The sequence below is a fragment of the Comamonas sp. GW821-FHT11H03 genome, assembly GCF_058807955.1.
This window is the reverse complement of record NZ_JBXARF010000009.1, coordinates 76,990-96,114: the sequence shown is the minus strand read 5'-3', so window position 1 is coordinate 96,114 and position 19,125 is coordinate 76,990. Positions and strand designations below refer to the sequence as shown.

Here is a 19,125-nt window from a genome sequence, read left to right as displayed (position 1 = left end):
TGTTGAGACATGGGCTGCAGTGTATGTTCTATAAATTGAAGATAAAAGTCAGTTCCTTTCAATTTTTCTGACAGATCGACACCATGTCCTTTAGCGCCGACCAGGTTCCGCTGTTTCTTGCCGTGCTCGATGCCGGCTCCTTCTCGGCGGCTGCACGCAAGCTCGGGCGTGTGCCCTCGGCCGTCAGCATGGCCATTGCACAGCTGGAGGCAGAGCTGGACCTGCAGCTGTTCGAGCGCAGCGGGCGCGAGCCCGTGCCCAGTGCCGCCGCCCGCGCGCTCGAGCCACAGGCGCGCCTGCTGGCCGAGCAGTTGCAGTTGCTGAACTGGCAGGCTCAGGCACTGCATGCGGGTCTGGAGGAAAGGCTGACGCTGGCCATCGCCCCCGAGCTGCTGGCCACGCACTGGAGCGAACCGCTGAGCCGTCTGGTGCACGAGTTTCCCGCGCTGCCGATTGAGGTGCTGGCCGCTCCCCAGGCAGATGCGCTGGAGCTTTTGCATGCGGGCCGCGCCCATCTGGCCCTGGTATTTGAGCGACCCGCCATGGACGGGCGCGAGGGCTTCCAGGAAATGGGCCGCGAGACGCTGGTGGCCGTGATGTCGCCGCAGTTCGAGCCCTGGCTGCAGGCGCTGGCCGAGCATGAGCAGGGCCGCACCACACTGCCACAGCTCACGGTGGAGCAGTTGGCCGCCACGCGCCAGGTGCTGGTGGCCAGCCGCGACCCGCAGCAGACCGATCCGCGCTTTGTGTTTGCGCGCCAGCTCTGGCGCACGGACAGTCACCAGGCAGCGCTGTCGCTGATCGGCGCAGGTCTGGCCTGGGGCTGGCTGCCCAAGGGCCTGGTGGAATCGCATATCGACAGCGGCGCGCTGATGGAAATTCCCGTGCTCAACATCAGCAACGGCACGACCTTGTTCGTGGACTGGGTCTGGTCCAAGGAGCGTGCCCAGGGTCTGGCAGCCAGGCGCTTTGTGCAACTGCTGCGCGAGCGCTGAGCCTCCATGGGCTGGCCTCCGACATCTGGCCTTGAAGCCAAAAACGCATCAGGAGCAGAATGTACAAGCGCCAGCCGCTAGTCATTCCATAGCGAATCAATTTGCACTGCACAGGAGTTTCAATACATGCCCCGTCAGCCCGCCAAAGCCGCCCCCGCCACATCGCCTGCTGCGCCCCCCGAGCCGGACCGCCAGCCGGCACGCAAACGCCTGCCGTTTCCGACCAGCGCATCGGTCAAAGCCGCCAAGACGGCCAATTCATCTGCGCCGCAGCCAGCCCCCGTCACCAAACCTGCCACCAAACCTGCAGCCAAAACTCTGAGCAAGGCCTCAGCGAAGGCACCGGAACTTCCTGCGCCCGCCGCTGCCCATGTCTACCCCTTCGAGACCAAGGACAAGGCGCTGCGCAAGCTATGGCAGCCCTGGCACCCGGGCCAACCGCACGACAGTCGCTTGACCGCCGGGCAGCCTCGGCCCGCAGTGGATCTGCAGAAGTTCGACCCGACCGCCAAGCCCTTTTCCTCCGACCAGGGCAAGCAATATGACAAGGACAGCGTGAACCAGCTGGCCGAGGCACTGGACGGGCTGCAGAATGTTTTCTATGCCGACCGGCGCTTCAAGCTTCTGGTCATCCTGCAGGGCATGGATGCCGCAGGCAAGGACGGCACGCTGCGCGCGGTCTTCGGCCGCATGTCGCCGCTGGGCGTGCGCACCGTGGGCTGGAAGGCTCCCAACGAGGCAGAAAAAGCGCATGATTATCTGTGGCGCATTCACCAGCAACTGCCGGGGGCGGGCGAGATCGTGCTCTTCAACCGCAGCCAGTACGAGGATGTGCTGGTGCCCGTGGTCAACGGCTGGCTCACGCCCGAGCAGCAGACCCAGCGCTATGCGCAGATCAACGACTTCGAGCGCATGCTCAGCGAGACCGGCACGGTGATCGTCAAGTTCATGCTGCACATCAGCAAGGACGAACAGCGCGAGCGGCTGCAGCAGCGCCTGGACGACCCCTGCAAGCACTGGAAATTCGACGAGAACGACCTCAAGGTGCGCGCCCAGTGGGACGACTACCAGCAGGCCTACGGTCAGTTGCTGGGCGCCACGCACACGCCCTGGGCGCCCTGGACCATCGTGCCCGCCGACTCCAAGACGCACCGCAATCTGATGGTGGCCACGGTGCTGCGTGAGGTGCTGACCAATCTGGAACTCCAGTATCCGCCCGGCGCACCGGCGCTCGATCACATCAAGGTCCGCTGACGCGGCCAGTGCCCGCAGCCATTGGCGCTCGTAACTTGCTCTTAAAAACAGAGCTTCTAGCGCATGACAGTAATGAATTTCAGATTAAAAAGAATCTGAAATCATTCATCAGCAAGCGCAAGCAGCTCCTATTTTTGAAGATCCTCAGGACGGATCAGAACTGCCAGCCCAGTGCGCCCAGACCGTCGAACTCCATCTCGAAGCGATCGCCGGCCTGAAGCGGCATGCAGCCGCACCAGGTTCCCGTCGTCACCACGGTGCCGGCGGGAACGCTGCCGTATTCGCGTGCCACATGCTGCAGCCAGTCCACGAGCAGCCAGGCCGGATCGCCCAGGCTGTGCGTGCCGGTAAAGCGCTGCGGCGGGCCGCCGTTCACGGCCACCGTGCACAGTTGCCGCGCCCAGTCGCGGCCGGCGATGACGGAAGCGCTCTGCCACTCGCCCAGCGCCAGTCCGCCATGGCATTGGCCGTCGGCCAGCAAGGCCAGAGCCGGGGCCTTGAGGCCGTCGCGCCAGCGCACATCCACCCATTCCACGGCCACGCAGGCCGCGTCCACCAGCGCCAGCGCGCTGTCGTAATCGAGGACTGCGGCCTGCTCGGCGCTCACATCCCGGCCTATGCGCAAAGCGATCTCAGCCTCGGCACAGCGCAGATTGAAGACGGTCTCGGGCGCGGGCACCGGGTTCAATCCCTGGCGAATGCCGTCCTCGGGCAGCGGCACATGCAGCAGAGCTGCGTTGCGGCCCGGGCCGCCGGACTTCCAGTAGCGCGGCGCGCGATCGGCGGGCCACCAGTTCCAGGTGCGTGCCAGCGCGCTTTGCACGGCACGGGCATCGATGGCATCGCGCATCAGCGCTGCCACGTCGGCGCCCGAGGCCTGGGCCGTGCCCAGTTTGCGCGACCACCACAGCGCATCGGCCGTGGCATAGCTGTCCTCGGGCAAATCGGGCCACAACGTCTTCCAGTCGGGCAGCACCTCTTCCTGCGTCTGCAGCTCGGGAGCCAGCCCTATGGGCGGGGTATTGGCAAACGGTGCCGGGCCGCACCAGCCGCTTTTGCAATCATTGTTTTCAGACATGACGGCAATGATGGCAAATTTCCTGTCTCCATGTCACCAATTGAGTGCTTGGCCCACATCCAGAGCGGCTTTCAGATGGTTATGCACAAAATGCATAACATCTCAAACAAGAAGCCTTGGACAGGAAAATTCGGCGCGCGCACACTGTGAATCCCGGACAGCAAGGACTTACAACGACCTTGCTCCACTCAGTCAACCAGGCCTACATCATGCAAGCCAAAGACTCTTCAGCGCTGTCCACAGCGCATGTTCTGCCCTCCTACCTCAACCCTGATCATCTCGGTCCCTGGGGCATTTATCTGCAACAGGTCGACCGTGTGACCCCCTATCTGGGCTCGCTGGCCCGCTGGGTGGAAACGCTCAAGCGTCCCAAGCGCATCCTGATCGTCGATGTCCCCATCGAGATGGATGACGGCCGTATCGCTCACTTCGAGGGCTACCGCGTTCAGCACAACCTGAGCCGCGGTCCCGGCAAGGGCGGCGTGCGCTTCCACCAGGATGTGACGCTGTCTGAAGTGATGGCACTGTCGGCCTGGATGAGCATCAAGAATGCCGCCGTGAACGTGCCCTACGGCGGTGCCAAGGGCGGCATCCGTGTCGACCCGCGAAAGCTGTCCAAGGCCGAGCTGGAGCGCCTGACACGCCGCTATACCAGCGAAATCGGTCTGCTGATCGGCCCCACCAAGGACATTCCAGCACCTGACGTGAACACCAACGGTCAGGTCATGGCCTGGATGATGGACACCTACTCCATGAACACGGGCGCCACGGCCACCGGCGTGGTCACGGGCAAGCCCGTGGACCTGGGCGGATCGCTGGGTCGCGTCGAGGCCACGGGCCGCGGCGTGTTCACCGTGGGCGTGGAAGCCGCCAAGCTCACCGGCCTGAATGTGCAGGGCGCACGCGTGGCCGTGCAGGGTTTCGGCAATGTGGGCGGCACTGCGGGCAAGCTGTTTGCCGATGCCGGAGCCAAGGTTGTGGCCGTGCAGGACCATACGGGCACCATTCAGAACGCCAATGGCCTGGATGTGACGGCATTGCTGGAGCATGTGGGCAATACCGGCGGTGTGGGTGGCTTTGCCGGTGGCGAGGCCATGGATGCAGCCGCCTTTTGGGGCGTGGATTGCGACATCCTGATCCCGGCGGCACTGGAAGGCCAGATCACCGAGGAAAACGCCGGCCAGATCAAGGCCAAGCTGGTGATCGAAGGTGCCAACGGCCCCACCACTCCTGAGGCCGACGACATCCTCAGCGAAAAAGGCGTGCTGGTTCTGCCCGACGTGATTGCGAATGCCGGCGGCGTGACCGTGAGCTACTTCGAGTGGGTGCAGGATTTCTCCAGCTTCTTCTGGACCGAAGACGAAATCAACGCCCGTCTGGTGCGCATCATGCAGGAAGCCTTTGCCGGCGTCTGGGCCGTGGCCCAGGAGCACAAGGTGACACTGCGCACCGCCACCTTCATCGTGGCCTGCAAGCGCATTCTGCACGCCCGCGAGGCACGCGGCCTGTATCCATAAGCACCCCTGAGGCGCTACGCGCGCCTTCGCCCTGGCCGGGCCCCCCTCGCCGGACGCCCCTGGCCGGGCGCCCTCTCTCTACGCGCTTCGCGCCAAGGGAGGGGGACGCTGCCTTCGCCGGGGCGGCCCGGCCGCGAGGCGGCTCTTGCTCGGCATCTCTTTCAAGACTTACGCAAAACGGGTTCAGGCAGGGTGACTGCCGCAGGAGGCAGGCAGTGGCTGCATTCTTGCTTGCGCAAGTCCTGTCTTTGCTGGGATAGGCGCCTGTGCTGGCGCGAGCACAACGAAAAAAGCCTTCTGTTTCCAGAAGGCTTTTTTGATTGGTTGCGCGAGAAGGATTTGAACCTCCGACCTTTGGGTTATGAGCCCAACGAGCTACCAGACTGCTCCATCGCGCGGTAATTTTTTTCTCAACAGCGTTGCTGTGTCGATAGGCGCAATTGTAGCCTAAATCGGCCTGTCATGCGGAGCAGTTATATAAATACGCGCTTTTTATGGTTATTGGCTCTGAGATTTGTCGCCAGCTTCCGATTGGCAGCAGCAATTGTCGCCCATGCCAGTCGGTATAGTTGCCGCCCATGGCCAAAGAGAAAACCACTTTCACCTGCAACGCCTGTGGCGGCACCAGCCCGCGCTGGCTGGGCAAATGCCCGGGCTGCGGCGCCTGGAACACACTGGTCGAGACCGTGGCCGACTCCGCCTCGGGCGGCAAGAACCGCCTGAGCCAGCCTCAGGGCTATGCAGGTCTGGCCAATGCCCAGCCCGTCACCCCGCTGTCGGCCATCGAGGCCCAGGATGTGGCGCGCACGCCCAGCGGCATCGAGGAACTGGACCGCGTGCTTGGCGGCGGCGTGGTGGAAGGCGGCGTGGTGTTGATCGGGGGAGACCCCGGAATAGGTAAGTCCACACTCCTTTTGCAGGCCATGGATGCATTGCATCGTATGGGCCTGCCAACGCTCTATGTAACGGGCGAGGAAAGCGGCGCCCAGGTGGCGCTGCGTTCGCGCCGGCTGGGGCTGGACAACAGCCAGGTCAATGTGCTGGCCGAGATCCAGCTGGAGAAAATCCTCGCCACCGTGGAAGCCACCCAGCCTGCCGTGGTGGTGATCGACTCGATCCAGACGGTGTATTCGGACCAGCTCTCCTCGGCTCCGGGATCCGTGGCCCAGGTGCGCGAATGCGCGGCCCATCTGACGCGCGCGGCCAAGACCACGGGCATCACCATCATTTTGGTGGGCCATGTGACCAAGGACGGCGCGCTGGCCGGCCCGCGCGTGCTCGAGCACATGGTGGACACGGTGCTCTACTTCGAAGGCGACACGCACAGCAACTTCCGCCTGGTGCGCGCCATCAAGAACCGCTTCGGTGCCGTCAACGAGATCGGCGTCTTCGCGATGACGGAAAAAGGGCTCAAGGGCGTGACCAACCCCAGCGCCATCTTTCTGAGCCAGCACAGCGAGCCCGTGCCCGGCAGCTGCGTGCTGGTGACGCTGGAGGGCACGCGCCCCATGCTGGTGGAAATCCAGGCCCTGGTGGACCAGGGCGGCCCGGCCGCACGCCGCCTCTCGGTCGGCCTGGACCGCGACCGGCTGGCCATGCTGCTGGCCGTGCTCAACCGCCATGCGGGCGTGGCCTGCGCCGACCAGGATGTCTTCGTCAATGCCGTGGGCGGCGTGCGCATCAATGAGCCTGCAGCTGACCTCGCTGTGATGTTGGCAATCACTTCCAGTCTGCGCGGCAAGTCGCTGCCCAAAGGCTTTATTACGTTTGGCGAGGTTGGTCTGGCCGGAGAGGTGCGCCCAGCACCTCGCGGCCAGGAGCGGCTCAAGGAGGCGGCAAAGTTGGGATTCACTATCGCCGTGGTCCCCAAGGCCAATGCACCCAAGAAACCCATCGCCGGCCTGGCCATCCATGCCGTGGAGCGCGTGGATGAGGCCATCAACATCGTGCGCGGCATTGGTTGATGTATTTTGATAGCTGCTAGCGCTTGTAAATTATAGATTTCAGACAATAAATTGTCTGAAATTCTTTATTCATATGCGAATGCAGCTACTGTTTTTGAAAACCCCTTGATCACAGCAGCCTGTACGGGCATACGCACTGCCCGCACACTCGAACCCACACCCTCGTAAGACAATAAGCCCATGAATTTGCGCAATATTTTGGTTCCCCTGGGCCTGATCGTGCTGACGATCGCAGCCTACAACTCTGCGGGCTGGCCGGGCGTGGCGGCCGTGGCAGGCGGCATCCTCATGTGGGGGCTGCTGCACTTCACGCGCCTGATGACCATCATGAAGAAGGCATCGGACCGGCCTATCGGCTATGTGGGCAGCGCCGTGATGCTCAATGCCAAGCTCAAGCCCAAGGCCCCGCTGGTCCATGTGGTGGCCATGACCCGCTCCCTGGGCCAGCGCCTGTCCGAAGAAGGCCAGAGCCCCGAGATCTACCGCTGGACCGACGGTTCGCAGTCCCATGTGACCTGCGAGTTTGTCGCCGGCCGCCTCATGAAGTGGGAGCTGCAGCGTCCCGAGCCCAAGGAAGACCTGAACCCGACTGCCGCGCAAGCAACCGCCCGGACATCGCCCCCGACCTCCCCCTAAAATGGCAGTTTCAGGAGACAAGCGCTGCCGCCGACCCGGCAGCAGCGCCCGCTGAACACACAACCCATAGAGGATGGTTTTATGAGCCCTGTTGTTCCCTCGATGTCCGACCGCGACGGCAAGATCTGGATGGATGGCCAGCTGGTGGAGTGGCGCGACGCCAAGATCCACGTGCTGACCCACACGCTGCACTATGGCTGCGGCGCCTTTGAAGGCGTACGCGCCTACGAAACCGCACAGGGCACGGCCATCTTCCGCCTTGAAGAGCACACCAAGCGCCTGTTCAACAGTGCCAAGATTCTGCGCATGCAGATCCCGTTCAGCCAGGAGCAGGTCAACCAGGCCCAGGTCGAGGTGGTCAGGGCCAACGGCCTCAAATCCTGCTATCTGCGCCCGCTGACCTGGATCGGCGACCGCAAGCTGGGTGTCTCGCCCAAGGGCAACACCATCCACCTGATGGTGGCAGCCTGGGCCTGGGGTGCCTATCTGGGCGAGGAAGGCATGCAGCGCGGCATCCGCACCAAGATTTCCAGCTACACCCGCCACCATGTGAACATCACCATGAGCCAGGCCAAGGCGGTGAGCAACTACACCAACTCCATCCTGGCCAATACCGAGGCTCTGGACGACGGCTACGACGAGGCCATCTTGCTGGACGCATCGGGCTTTGTCTCCGAAGGATCGGGCGAGAACATCTTTGTGATCAAGGACGGCGTGGTCTACACCCCCGACCTGTCTGCCGGTGCACTCAACGGCATCACCCGCAACACCGTGCTGCACATCTGCAAGGACCTGGGCCTGGAAGTCGTGCAAAAGCGCATCACCCGCGATGAGCTGTATATCTCGGACGAGCTGTTCTTCACCGGCACCGCCGCAGAAGTCACGCCCATCCGCGAAGTGGACCGCTTACAGATCGGCGAAGGCCGCCGCGGCCCGATTACCGAGAAGATCCAGGCGGCCTACTTTGACATCGTCAACGGCCGCAACCCCAAATACGCACACTGGCTCACCTTGGTATAAATCAACCCCCTGAGCGGCTTTGCCGCTTCCCCCTCGGGGGACAGCACCGTCGCTGCGGGACGGCCCTTGCTTGGTGCTTCTGATCTCAATTGCGCCAGTATTTCCGGCCATGCTTCACTATTGAAAACACGAAAGACACGAGAAATGACCACGAATGCCGTCGTCGAACTGGCCGCCAAAGACCTGAACGCCCAGGGTGGTGTGTTCTGCCCCAGCCCCAAGGCCGATATGAAGCTGTGGAACAGCCACCCCAAGGTCTATCTGGACGTGGCCAAGACCGGCGATGCCAAATGTCCTTATTGCGGCACGACTTACCGCCTCAAGGCGGGCGAGGTGTTTGCTGGCGGGCATTGAAGCAACCACCGCTCATGAAAAAGGCTCCCGTCAGGAGCCTCTTTTTTATGCCTCGGGATTGAGAGCCCGATGCCAGGTGCTGCCTGGCACTGCCCCGCCGTGAGCTTTGAACATTTCCGTGAAATGCCTCCTCTCCCCACCCCTGAGCTTGACGATGGGAGCACTGATCTTCGGCCCCTGAACCCGGCACAGCTGGGGATACAGCAAATACCATTTCCAGCGCAAGGCATGGTGATAGTAATAGGCCGAGTCCTCGGCCTTGAACAATGCCATGCGTGAATACCGTCTTTGGCGCAGCACCTGCTGCGCCGTGATATGGATCAGCAGGTAATGAGGGTCGCCGATGTTCTGCCGGATACCGGCCCAGTCTGACCGGGCCTGAAGCCGCTGCAGATAGGCCTCGGTTCCCTCGACAATCAGGGCCTGATGGAATTCCCGCTGCCAGGCGACGATGAAATCAGAGCCCGCCAAAGCGCCAAATGCCCAGCTTTCAATGACAGGCGTGTGCACCTGGGTAGTGAATTTTTCAAGATAGAAGCCCACAAACTCCGTCCTGGAGTCGGCAGCTGCCTGCATCCAGCTCAGCGAGCGTGTCAGCAAGGTGCTGGCATCCAGCCAGAAGCCCCCGTGCAGGGCCACGAGGTACAGGCGCAACCAGTCGGACTGCTTGGTGGGATGCAACTCAAGGAACCGGGCAGGCAAAGCCCCTTGCTGCACGTACTGAGCCAGGTTGCCTGGATGCACAAGGCATACCTCATAATCCGGACACTGCAAATGCCAGCTCTGGATGCATTCGCGCACAAACGAATCAGGCTGAGGGTGGTTCCAGTAGGTCCACAGCTTCTTGGGAATCGCGGCACTTTGCGGCGCGGCCAATATCGGCGCCGAACCCAGCACCTCGCCATCGACAACCAACGGTGCCGCATCGCCGTAACTTGCCGAAGATTTCAGCGTCCGGGGCTGAACCAGCTTTAATGCACTTTTGAACAAATGGGCAGGAATCCGGGTCATGGTGCCGATAAACAATAAAAAACAACAAACACAAAATGATTCGTGCAGATTGTCCATCAGAACGATGAATTCAACCTCCTTTGCCAAGCCCTGTACCGAGGGCACAACACCGGTCCGCATTCTTCACTTCGTGACCGGAGGATTCTCCGGTGCCACCCAGGTCGCGGTGGATCTGAGCCTGGCCGCGCTGCGCACGCCCGGCTATGAGGTTCTGCTGGTGCTGCGCCGCAAGCCCAGCACGGATGAACGCAAGATTGACGCACTGCGCCAGCAAGGCCTTCAGGTCATCGTGGTGTCCAACTGGCTGCATGCACTGACTGCCTGGGAGCTGCGCAAGATCATTCGCGAATTCAGGCCCGATGCGTTGTTCGCCCATGGTTTCAGCGACCATATCTGGGGCCGGCGCGCTGCAGCGGCTGAGGGGGTGGCGCATGTCTTTCATGTGGAACACAACTCGCGCGAGCGCTACACGCCGCGTCGTCTGCGCCAGGCCCTGGCGCTGGAGCCGTTCACCCAGGCCCATATCGGCGTCTCCGAAGGCGTCAGGACCAGCCTGGTCGAGCGGGGTTTCCCGGCCGAGAAATGCATTGCCATCTGCAACGGCATCGACCTGACGCGCTTTCCTCAGGAAGCCATGCCCTCGCTCTGGCAAGGGCGCGAGCCGGCGATTTACATGGCCTCGCGCTTTGCGCGCCAGAAAGATCACGACACGCTAATCAGGGCTATGGCCACTCTCAGGCAACGCGGCCTGACGCCCACGCTCTATCTGGCCGGCGCAGGCAAGAGCTCACTCAGGACCAGAGCCGAGCGGCTGGTGGCTGAACTGGGACTTGAGCAGCAGGTTCGCTTCCTGGGCAATGTCTCGGACCTGCCCCAGCGACTGTCCAGAACGCAGATCTTTGTTCTGGCTACGCACTGGGAAGGCATGCCTCTGGCTCTTGTGGAAGGCATGGCCGCAGGCTGCGCCTGTGTCGTCTCGGATGTGATCGGCGCCCGGGAAGTCGTCACCCCCGAGGTGAACGGCCTGCGGGTGCAGGAGTCAGACCCCGACTCCATGGCGGATGCACTGCAACGACTGCTCCAGGACCCAGCCCTGGCCCAGCGCCTGGGCGCAGCGGCGCGTGCTCAGGCACTCGGCCACTATGGACGCGAGCAGATGTGGGGCCAATATCAAAGGCTGCTGCCGCTCAAGGCTTGAGCACCGCCGATACCTGGGGTTTTGCCGCCCGGAGATTGCCCCAGTTCAATGCCAGCTTCATCTTGAATTTGCGCATTTTCTGCAGGCGGCTCGTCGGGGCTGCCTGCTGGGCCCAGATGCTGCTGACCTCACTGGTATCGTCCAGAGCAATGACCGAGGGATAGACCCCGTAAACGCGCAAGTCGTTTTCAAACCAGAAGCGGATATCCACATCCACCGGCCTGTCGAAGGGAACACGTGCCTCCAGCATCTTGCGGGCACCGGAGCGGCTGATGACATAGCCGGCAGCAAAGCTGGGCACCCGCTGATAGGAGATCAGCTGCAAGGCCCCCGCGACCAGCGGACCTTGGTTGGCTATCTTTTCCGGCTCACGCCCGTAGAGCTTGATCATGTCCCAGCTGCCATCGGCGGGCAGGGCTTCTATCGCTGCCAGCGCCTGCGGCAATTGCGGCAGAAGGCGCACATCATCCTCGAAGACCACCATGGCTGGCGCATCGCTATCCAGCAGCTGCTGCCATGACCTCAGATGACTGGCATAGCATCCCTTCTCTCCGTTGCTCAGGGGCTTGAAGTAGCGGCCATGGCTTTGCGGCGCACAGAAGAGCCGTTTTTGCTCGGCCTCGGACAGATCCGCCCACCACACGGCAGGCAAGCGCGACGCCGTCAACCCCATTTGCGCGAACTGGGCTGTCATGCGCTCGCGACGCTCAGCGTCCTTGGACAAATTGATAAAGACAATGGGCAATGACAACATACACTTCTGCACCGAACACAAGACCTGCAGTGTAGGTTGAAGCCCACTGCCTCGCAGAAGAACCCGATTAGAACTATGAACGAGCCTACACCCGTCACCCCTCAACCCGGCCAGCCCGGCAAGCGGGCGGCTGCCCTTGCTCATGCCCTGGATGCCGCCTGCTTTGCATTCTTTGCACTGAGTCTTTGCGTTCCCTCTGGCTACTCTTACGGATCCACGGCCCTGGCTCTTTTGGCTCTGGTCGGTTCCGTCGCCGCTCGCCCCAAGGACCCTGCCCGCCGTGAAACCTTGGTGCTGGTGGGGCTGATGCTGGTGCTGGGACTGCTCTGGAGCCTGTCCTTCGATCGCTGGTTCTCGGCGGCGGGCTGGGGCTATGGCGCAAAATATGCCCTGGCAGCTCTGAGCCTCTGGTATCTGAGCAAAACAGGTGTCCGGCTCTCGGCCATTGTCTGGGGCCTGGCTCTGGGCTGCGCGGGCGCCCTTGTCATTGCCCTGTATCAGGCTGGTGTGCTCAAGATGCCGCGCGTCTCCGGTTTCACCAATGCCATCCAGTACGGCGGCATCGCCATATATCTGGGTTTTGCCACCTTGTCCCTGGCCTTGCTGGGCCGCTGGAGCAAGCCTAGAACAGCCGCCCTGGGCTTGCTGGGCGCATGCGGTGTCTTTGCGTCCTTTCTTTCCGACTCCCGCGGCTCCTGGGTAGTGATCCCGCTGCTGATCGCGGCCATCTGGCTGATGGCATGGCTCAATGGCTACAAGCGTCTGGCCAGCATGACGGCGGCAGCCATGCTGCTGCTCGGGCTGATCGTGGCAGTGCCGACCTACCAGAAGGTGGAACAGCGCAGTGCCGAAGCAGCACGTGAAGTCTCACAGTATCTGCAGGACCCCCAGAAATATGCCGTGACCTCGGTCGGCCAGCGCCTGGAGCAATGGCGGCTTGCGATTCATCTGATCGAGCAGCGCCCCTTCAGTGGCTGGGGACTGGCCGGCTACCCTGCGGCCAAGCAGCAGATGGTCGATCAAGGCCTGGCCCATCCCTCGGTCATGGAGTATGGGCATGCGCACAACGAAATCCTGGACATGTGGGTCAAGCGCGGTCTGCCAGGTCTGATCCTGCTGCTGGCGTTCTATGCCGTGCCTGCCGCCATTTTCTGGCCCACGCAGCGCCGTCTGGCGCACGCCGATGCGGCGCAGCGCTCCAGGCTGCTGGCTCTGCGCGCAGCGGCCACGCTGCTGCCGCTGGCGTATTTCGGCTTTGGCTGGACCCAGGTGTTCTTCGCACACAACAGCGGGAACATGTTCTATATTTTCAGCCTCGCAGTGCTCTGGGGCGGTATTTGCAGAATGGAAACCCAGTCCGCAGTCACCCAAACTCAGCCCTGAGCCCTACCCGGCAATCCCAGGGCCAGAGCTCCCAGAGCCCCCTGGCCCAGGGCAAAGACTCCATAGAGGAGGCCGATGCCAACGGCCAATGCGGCAGGCACTCCGAACGGAGCCAGCGCCGCAACGGCTGCGGCTTCACGGGTGCCCCAGCCACCCACACTTACAGGCAGTGCAGCCATCAGAAACACGGGTGCGATGACAAAGGCCCATACGGCCAGCGGCAAATGCAGGTCCAGAGCCATGGCCCCACATGCCAGCGCACCAGCAGACAGCAATTGCACCAATGCCGAGGATGCTGCTTGCACCCACAGTTGCAGCAGAAAGTTCGGGCTGCCTGCTGCCATGCGTACCGGCTCCAGCCATGCGCCAGGCAGCTTGAACCAGTTGCTGCGCAGGCCCTGCAGAACAATCCAGGGCAGCAGCAACCACAGCACGATGACGGCAAGCAGCAGGGCGATGAAGACGGCGGTATTCATGTGTACCCAGGGGGCAAGCGTAGAAGCACAGGCCACCGCCCCCAGGCCACCGATCGCGCACAGCATCCACAGACCGCTGACACGATCCAGAATTACCGACAGATTGCTGGGCGCCTTGGCCTGTCCGGTCTTCTGCAGCGCAATTGCACGATAGACATCGCCGCCCACGACAGCGCCTGGCAAAAGCACATTCAGGCCTATCGCCTGAAAATACCAGCGCATGCCGGAGGCCAGCGACATCTCGGCCCCAAGCCACCGCGCCATGGCACGCCAGCGCCATGCCGACACGACGTTGGAGGCGATGGAAATCCCGAAGCCCCCCAGCAGCCACCAGGGATTGGCCTGCTGCAGCCGGCCCCAGAGCTGGACCGGATTCGCGAGATAGACAACGGCGGCCAGCAAAGCGATGCCCATCAGGGCCCGGACAAACGCCTTACGCGCCTTGCTCACAGAGCCGCGGTCTCGGTTTTCTCGGCCTTGTCTGCAGGCTTGTATTCGACAGCGCCGTAATCCTTGGCGTGGTACTGAAAGCCGCTGCCCGACTCGTAATAGATACGCGTCAGCAGCTCGCCGATCAGGCCCGCCGCGATGAACTGCATGCCCATCAGCACCAGCATGACCCCAGCCATCAACAAGGGGCGGCCGCCAATCGCTTCGCCCATGATCTTCTGCGCCAGCAGCCACAGCAGAATCAGCACGCCGGGCGTAGCCATCCACAGCCCCATGCCGCCAAAGGCATGCAGGGGACGCTGGCGAAAGCGCATGAAAAAGACAATGAAGATCAGATCCAGAATCACCCGGAAAGTGCGATCTATGCCGTACTTGGAGACACCGCGCGTGCGTGCATGGTGACGCACCGGAATCTCCGTGATGCGCGCGCCCGCATCACGCGCCAGCGAAGGAATGAAGCGGTGCATCTCGCCATACAGGCGAATGCGGTCGATGATTTCGCGGCGATAGGCCTTCAATGCACAGCCATAGTCGTGCAGCTGCACATTGGTGAATTTGGAAATCAGGCGATTGGCCAGCACCGAAGGCAGGCGGCGCGACAGTGCCTTGTCCTGGCGATTCTTGCGCCAGCCCGAGATCATGTCCACATCGGGGTCGTTTTCCAGGCGCTCCAGCAGCAGCGGAATATCGCCGGGTTCGTTTTGCAGGTCGGCATCCAGCGTGACCACATAACGGCCGCGCACTCGGTCAAAACCGGCTTGCAGGGCACTGGACTGGCCGTAGTTGCGCACCAGGCAGACAGCACGCACCCAGGGGTGTTGTTCGGCCAGCTCGCGCAGACGCTTGGCACTGCCATCCGTCGAGCCATCGTCCACTGCAATCAGCTCGTAACTCAGTGCCTGGGTGCGCATGGCCTCGTCAATGCGGGCCACCAGATCGGGCAGATTATCGAACTCGTTATATACAGGAACAACGATGGAGACTTCGGGGTTTGAATCGTGCACGGACGTCATGCTGAATGATTGGGGATAACAGTCACCTATACTAACTGAATACCCCATGCGCCATTTGCGCCAAGCCCATTGTTTGGCCTGCAAAGCCAAGCGCAATCGTAAGTGCGCACTATCAAAAAATGTGCACTCGCCAAATCCTATGGCATCAAACTCCTCGACTTCTATTCGCCCAGACTGGCAACAAGCCCTGTATGCCAAGCCATGGATATGGCTGGCCCTTTTGGTGTGCGCCCATATCGTGTCCCGCATCTGCATTTCGGCGGGCATGAAATGGGATGAGTCCGAACAGATTCTCTGGGCCCAGCAATTGCAGCTGGGCTATGGCCCACAACCGCCTCTGTATACCTGGATGCAATGGGCGGCCTGTCAGATTCTCGGCCCTTCGGTGCTGGCTCTGGCGCTGCTCAAACATCTGCTGATTGCCCTGACCTATTGCCTGGCATGGCTGGCTGGCCGGCAGTTGCTGGGTCAGAAAGGGGCCTGGTGGGTTGCAGCAAGTCTGCTGCTGATGCCTCCCTTCGGCTGGGACTCGCTACGCGACCAGACCCATACGGTGATGGTGACGGCAATGACCATGGGTCTGTGGTGGGCTGTGCTGCGCCAGGTGCAAAGGCCGCAAGCCGTCAATTTTGTTCTGATCGGCCTCTTCTGCGGTCTGGGCATGCTGTCCAAATACAGCTATGCCATGCTCATTGGCGCCTTGTTCCTGGCCTCCGTGACGGTGGCACAGGTGCGTAGCGCCATCTTCTCCAGGGGTTGGTGGCTGGCTCCGCTGGTGGGGTTGCTGGTGTTTGCGCCCCATGGCTTCTGGCTGGCTTCGCACTGGGGCATGGCAACCACCGAAACCGTGCAGAAGATGTCGATCTCCACCGAGGCCTCGCACCTGAAGGGTCTGGGCAATCTGCTCAAGGCGCTGCTTGCGACCTTGGGTCTGTGGCTGATAGCAGCTCTGGTCAGCTACCGCTCCAGACTCTGGAGAACAGGCAGCAATGCGTCTTTGCCGGCCCAGGTCTGGGCCTGGCCTTTGCTGCGCAACTACCTGCTCATCATTGCCATCTGCCTGCTGGCCATGGTGCTGGCGGCAGATGTCACGGACTTCAAGCAGCGATGGATGCTGCCTCTGACGGCCATTGCACCCTTGGCCCTCTATGTCTGGCGTCCGACGCTTCTGGAGCAAGGCGTGGGCCGGATGTTCACCACCTTCGTCGTCGTCTTTGCGCTGATCTTTCTGATCATGGCAACACTGCGCCCCTGGCAGGGCGGTCGCAAGAACGATCCCGACGAGCTCAACCATCCGGTCAAGGCGCTGGCCCAGGAACTGCGCAAGGCAGGTTATGAGGGCAAGGGAGTCATCGTTGGCTCGGACCATATGATGGCGGCCATGCTGCATTCGCAGTTCCCGCAAACTTACGCCCTGGGCTGCTCTGATGGCGCACAACTGAGGCAGTGCCTGTCTCAGGCCGACGCCGATACCGCAGGCGGCCTGCTGCTGATCACACGCGCCGACAAGCCCGTCGCGGGCTGGTGGGACGACATCTTCACCACACAGGCAAAAACCGCAGTGCAGACACTGAGCATCCCTTTCGAGAAAATGCCTGCCAGCGCAACACCTGCGCAATACCAATATCTCTGGATTGCCCCATGAATCCCGTTCTGATCACCGGCTGTGCCGGCTTTATCGGCATGCATTGCGCCAAGCGACTGCTTGAGCAAGGCGTGCCCGTGGTTGGCATCGACAACCTCAACAACTACTACGACGTGGCACTCAAGCATGCCCGCCTCGCCGAGTTGCGTCCGCACGCCCACTTCCGCTTTGTGGAACTCGATGTGGCGGACCGGCAAGGCATGGCCGACCTGTTTGCCCAGGTGGCTCCAGCCAAGGTGCTTCATCTGGCCGCGCAGGCCGGTGTTCGCTACTCCATCGATCAGCCCGACGACTACACCGACTCGAATCTGCTGGGCTTTGGCAATATCTTGCAAGGCTGCCGCAAGCACCAGGTCGGGCATCTGGTCTATGCCAGCAGTTCCAGCGTCTATGGCGGCAACACCAAGATGCCGTTTGCCGAAAGCGACGCGGTGGACCACCCCATCAGCTACTACGCAGCCACCAAGAAGGCCAATGAGCTGATGGCTCATACCTATTCGCACCTGTACGGCATACCCACCACAGGCCTGCGCTTCTTCACGGTGTACGGTCCCTGGGGTCGCCCCGACATGGCCTTGTTCAAGTTCACCAAGGCCATACTGGCGGGCGAGCGCATCGATGTTTATGGCGACGGCAAGCTGGTGCGCGACTTCACCTATATCGACGATATCGTCGAAGGCATCATGCGCGTGCTGGACAAGCCCGCCACGCCCGACGCCAGCTATGACAGCCAGAACCCCAACCCTGGCACCAGCACCGCGCCCTATCGCATCTTCAATATCGGCAACAACGCGCCCACCGTGCTGATGGACTACATCGCCGCCTTGGAGGGCGCCCTGCAAATGACCGCCCGCAAGCAAATGCTGCCCATACAGCCCGGGGACATGCACAGCACATCGGCCGACACGCGTGCCTTGCAAGCCTGGGTCGGCTTCTCGCCAGCCATGCCCGTGGTCACGGGCGTGCAGCATTTTGTGGATTGGTATCGCTCTTTTTATCGCGTATGAAAGTTACTGTCTTTGGTACCGGCTATGTCGGTCTTGTGCAAGGCGCCGTGCTGGCCGATGTGGGCCACCAGGTGCTTTGCGTGGATGTGGACGAGAAGAAGGTCGCGGCACTCAAGGCCGGCCAGATTCCCATCCATGAACCTGGCCTCGATGCACTCGTCATCAACAACCAGCAACTGGGCCGTTTGCAGTTCACCACCAATGCCGCCGAAGGCGTGGCACACAGCGAGCTGATCTTTCTGGCCGTGGGCACACCGCCCGATGAAGACGGCAGCGCCGACCTGCAATATGTGCTGGCCGTTGCCCGCACCATCGCCAAGCACATGGACGGCCCGCGCATCGTCATCAACAAGTCGACCGTGCCCGTGGGCACGGCGGACAAGGTCTCGGCCGTGATCGCCGAAGGCCTTGCACAACGCAATCTGCAGCATGCGTTTGACGTGGTGTCCAACCCCGAGTTTCTCAAGGAAGGCGCGGCCGTGGGCGACTGCCAGCGCCCGGACCGCATCATCATCGGCACCGGCAACCCGGCTTCCGAAGCCAAACTGCGCGAGCTCTACGCCCCCTTCAACCGCAATCGCGACAAGATCGTGATGATGGATGTCCGAAGCGCCGAGCTGACCAAATATGCAGCCAATGCCATGCTGGCGACCAAGATCAGCTTCATGAACGAGATCGCCAACCTGGCGGAAAAACTGGGAGCCAATGTGGAGGCCGTGCGCCGTGGCATTGGCAGCGACCCGCGCATCGGCTATCACTTCATCTACCCGGGCGTGGGCTATGGCGGCAGCTGCTTTCCCAAGGATGTGAAGGCGCTGATACACACTGCCAGGGAGGTCGAGTTCGAGCCTCTGCTGCTCAATGCCGTAGAGGAGCGCAACCATGCCCAGCGCAATGTGCTGTTCGAGCGCATCAGCGCCTTCTACAGCGGCCAGCTTGAGGGAAAGACCATCGCCGTCTGGGGCCTGGCCTTCAAGCCCAATACCGACGATATGCGCGAAGCGCCCAGCCGCAATCTGCTGGAGTCGCTCTGGAGCGCCGGCGCCAAGGTGAAAGCCTACGACCCTGTTGCCATGAAGGAAGCGCGCCGCATCTACGGCGAGCGTGCCGACCTGGAGCTGGTGGATAGCCCCCTGGCTGCCGTGCAGGATGCAGACAGTCTGGCCATCGTGACCGAATGGCAGATCTTCCGTGCGCCGGACTTCGACCTGCTGGCCGCAACGCTGCACGACAAAATGATTTTTGACGGCCGCAACCTCTACGAGCCTGCCCTGCCTGCCAGCCATGGCCTGGGCTATGTCTCCATAGGCCGTCCCGCCCAGCAGCCGCGCTGAAACAAAAAAGCCCCGCAGACCGAAACCTGCGGGGCT

General features: G+C 62.0%; 17 protein-coding genes and 1 tRNA gene. 12 read left to right on the top strand and 6 right to left on the bottom strand.

The genetic code is table 11. From position 1 onward, the window contains the following. Positions 1 to 83 precede the first annotated feature (83 nt). Together AC1RTQ_RS19180 and AC1RTQ_RS19175 are read left to right on the top strand one after the other, a co-directional pair. Positions 84 to 995, top strand: a complete 912-nt coding sequence (locus AC1RTQ_RS19180; protein WP_492878048.1) for a LysR family transcriptional regulator — start codon at positions 84 to 86, stop codon at positions 993 to 995. Positions 996 to 1,313: 318 nt separating this feature from the next. Beyond that, a complete protein-coding gene (locus tag AC1RTQ_RS19175) occupies positions 1,314 to 2,249 on the top strand; it encodes a PPK2 family polyphosphate kinase (RefSeq protein WP_492878310.1) in 936 nt (311 codons plus the stop codon). Positions 2,250 to 2,403: 154 nt separating this feature from the next. Here the strand turns inward: AC1RTQ_RS19175 and AC1RTQ_RS19170 are convergent, their stop codons facing one another. Continuing rightward, the gene (locus AC1RTQ_RS19170; protein ID WP_492878046.1) at positions 2,404 to 3,327 is read right to left on the bottom strand and encodes a fumarylacetoacetate hydrolase family protein; all 924 of its coding nucleotides are present in this window, start codon (positions 3,325 to 3,327) and stop codon (positions 2,404 to 2,406) included. A 209-nt stretch (positions 3,328 to 3,536) separates the two neighbouring features. On the opposite strand from AC1RTQ_RS19170, the gene AC1RTQ_RS19165 reads away from it, so the two are divergent. Beyond that, positions 3,537 to 4,844: a Glu/Leu/Phe/Val family dehydrogenase gene (locus tag AC1RTQ_RS19165; RefSeq protein WP_302092756.1), complete on the top strand. Its 1,308-nt coding sequence runs from the start codon at positions 3,537 to 3,539 to the stop codon at positions 4,842 to 4,844. A 321-nt stretch (positions 4,845 to 5,165) separates the two neighbouring features. Here the strand turns inward: AC1RTQ_RS19165 and AC1RTQ_RS19160 are convergent. After that, positions 5,166 to 5,242 (bottom strand) — tRNA-Met (locus AC1RTQ_RS19160). A 180-nt stretch (positions 5,243 to 5,422) separates the two neighbouring features. On the opposite strand from AC1RTQ_RS19160, the gene radA reads away from it, so the two are divergent. The 4 genes from radA (at position 5,423) to AC1RTQ_RS19140 (ending at position 8,818) form a co-directional block, all read left to right on the top strand. Then, the gene (radA, locus tag AC1RTQ_RS19155; RefSeq protein WP_492878044.1) at positions 5,423 to 6,808 is read left to right on the top strand and encodes a DNA repair protein RadA; all 1,386 of its coding nucleotides are present in this window, start codon (positions 5,423 to 5,425) and stop codon (positions 6,806 to 6,808) included. Between the two features lie 180 nt (positions 6,809 to 6,988). Continuing rightward, positions 6,989 to 7,444, top strand: coding sequence for a glycerate kinase (locus tag AC1RTQ_RS19150; protein WP_492878042.1), 456 nt, complete (start codon positions 6,989 to 6,991; stop codon positions 7,442 to 7,444). 81 nt (positions 7,445 to 7,525) lie between these two features. Continuing rightward, positions 7,526 to 8,464, top strand: a complete 939-nt coding sequence (locus tag AC1RTQ_RS19145; protein WP_302092752.1) for a branched-chain amino acid transaminase — start codon at positions 7,526 to 7,528, stop codon at positions 8,462 to 8,464. A gap of 144 nt (positions 8,465 to 8,608) precedes the next feature. Then, on the top strand, positions 8,609 to 8,818 hold the full coding sequence (locus AC1RTQ_RS19140) for a zinc-finger domain-containing protein (protein ID WP_003059801.1): 210 nt from the start codon (positions 8,609 to 8,611) through the stop codon (positions 8,816 to 8,818). A gap of 45 nt (positions 8,819 to 8,863) precedes the next feature. Here AC1RTQ_RS19140 and AC1RTQ_RS19135 read toward each other — a convergent pair whose 3' ends face one another. Beyond that, positions 8,864 to 9,829 (bottom strand): glycosyltransferase family 32 protein, encoded by a 966-nt coding sequence (locus AC1RTQ_RS19135; protein WP_492878308.1) that lies wholly within the window; start codon positions 9,827 to 9,829, stop codon positions 8,864 to 8,866. Between the two features lie 64 nt (positions 9,830 to 9,893). On the opposite strand from AC1RTQ_RS19135, the gene AC1RTQ_RS19130 reads away from it, so the two are divergent. After that, positions 9,894 to 11,027 carry a glycosyltransferase gene (locus AC1RTQ_RS19130; protein WP_492878039.1) on the top strand — a complete coding sequence of 378 codons (1,134 nt, stop codon included), beginning with the start codon at positions 9,894 to 9,896 and terminating at the stop codon, positions 11,025 to 11,027. On the opposite strand, the gene AC1RTQ_RS19125 is transcribed toward AC1RTQ_RS19130, so the two are convergent. Beyond that, on the bottom strand, positions 11,017 to 11,781 hold the full coding sequence (locus AC1RTQ_RS19125) for a glycosyltransferase family 25 protein (protein ID WP_492878037.1): 765 nt from the start codon (positions 11,779 to 11,781) through the stop codon (positions 11,017 to 11,019). The two genes, AC1RTQ_RS19130 and AC1RTQ_RS19125, sit on opposite strands and share 11 nt — an antisense overlap. A 75-nt stretch (positions 11,782 to 11,856) precedes the next feature. On the opposite strand from AC1RTQ_RS19125, the gene AC1RTQ_RS19120 reads away from it, so the two are divergent. Beyond that, positions 11,857 to 13,164, top strand: a complete 1,308-nt coding sequence (locus AC1RTQ_RS19120) for an O-antigen ligase family protein (protein WP_492878035.1) — start codon at positions 11,857 to 11,859, stop codon at positions 13,162 to 13,164. Here the strand turns inward: AC1RTQ_RS19120 and AC1RTQ_RS19115 are convergent. Both AC1RTQ_RS19115 and AC1RTQ_RS19110 read right to left on the bottom strand, forming a co-directional pair. Then, on the bottom strand, positions 13,155 to 14,054 hold the full coding sequence (locus tag AC1RTQ_RS19115) for a lysylphosphatidylglycerol synthase transmembrane domain-containing protein (protein WP_492878033.1): 900 nt from the start codon (positions 14,052 to 14,054) through the stop codon (positions 13,155 to 13,157). The two genes, AC1RTQ_RS19120 and AC1RTQ_RS19115, sit on opposite strands and share 10 nt — an antisense overlap. A 32-nt stretch (positions 14,055 to 14,086) precedes the next feature. Then, entirely contained in the window at positions 14,087 to 15,103 is a 1,017-nt protein-coding gene (locus AC1RTQ_RS19110) for a glycosyltransferase family 2 protein (RefSeq protein ID WP_492878031.1), read from the bottom strand. 238 nt (positions 15,104 to 15,341) lie between these two features. Between AC1RTQ_RS19110 and AC1RTQ_RS19105 the strand changes: the two genes are divergently transcribed. The 3 genes from AC1RTQ_RS19105 to AC1RTQ_RS19095 are packed head-to-tail and all read left to right on the top strand — an operon-like array spanning position 15,342 to position 19,089. Beyond that, positions 15,342 to 16,748 (top strand): ArnT family glycosyltransferase, encoded by a 1,407-nt coding sequence (locus AC1RTQ_RS19105; protein WP_492878028.1) that lies wholly within the window; start codon positions 15,342 to 15,344, stop codon positions 16,746 to 16,748. Next, entirely contained in the window at positions 16,745 to 17,755 is a 1,011-nt protein-coding gene (locus tag AC1RTQ_RS19100) for an NAD-dependent epimerase (protein ID WP_492878026.1), read from the top strand. The genes AC1RTQ_RS19105 and AC1RTQ_RS19100 overlap by 4 nt, the downstream gene beginning before the upstream one ends. Continuing rightward, on the top strand, positions 17,752 to 19,089 hold the full coding sequence (locus AC1RTQ_RS19095; protein WP_492878024.1) for a UDP-glucose dehydrogenase family protein: 1,338 nt from the start codon (positions 17,752 to 17,754) through the stop codon (positions 19,087 to 19,089). The genes AC1RTQ_RS19100 and AC1RTQ_RS19095 overlap by 4 nt, the downstream gene beginning before the upstream one ends. Positions 19,090 to 19,125 lie beyond the last annotated feature (36 nt).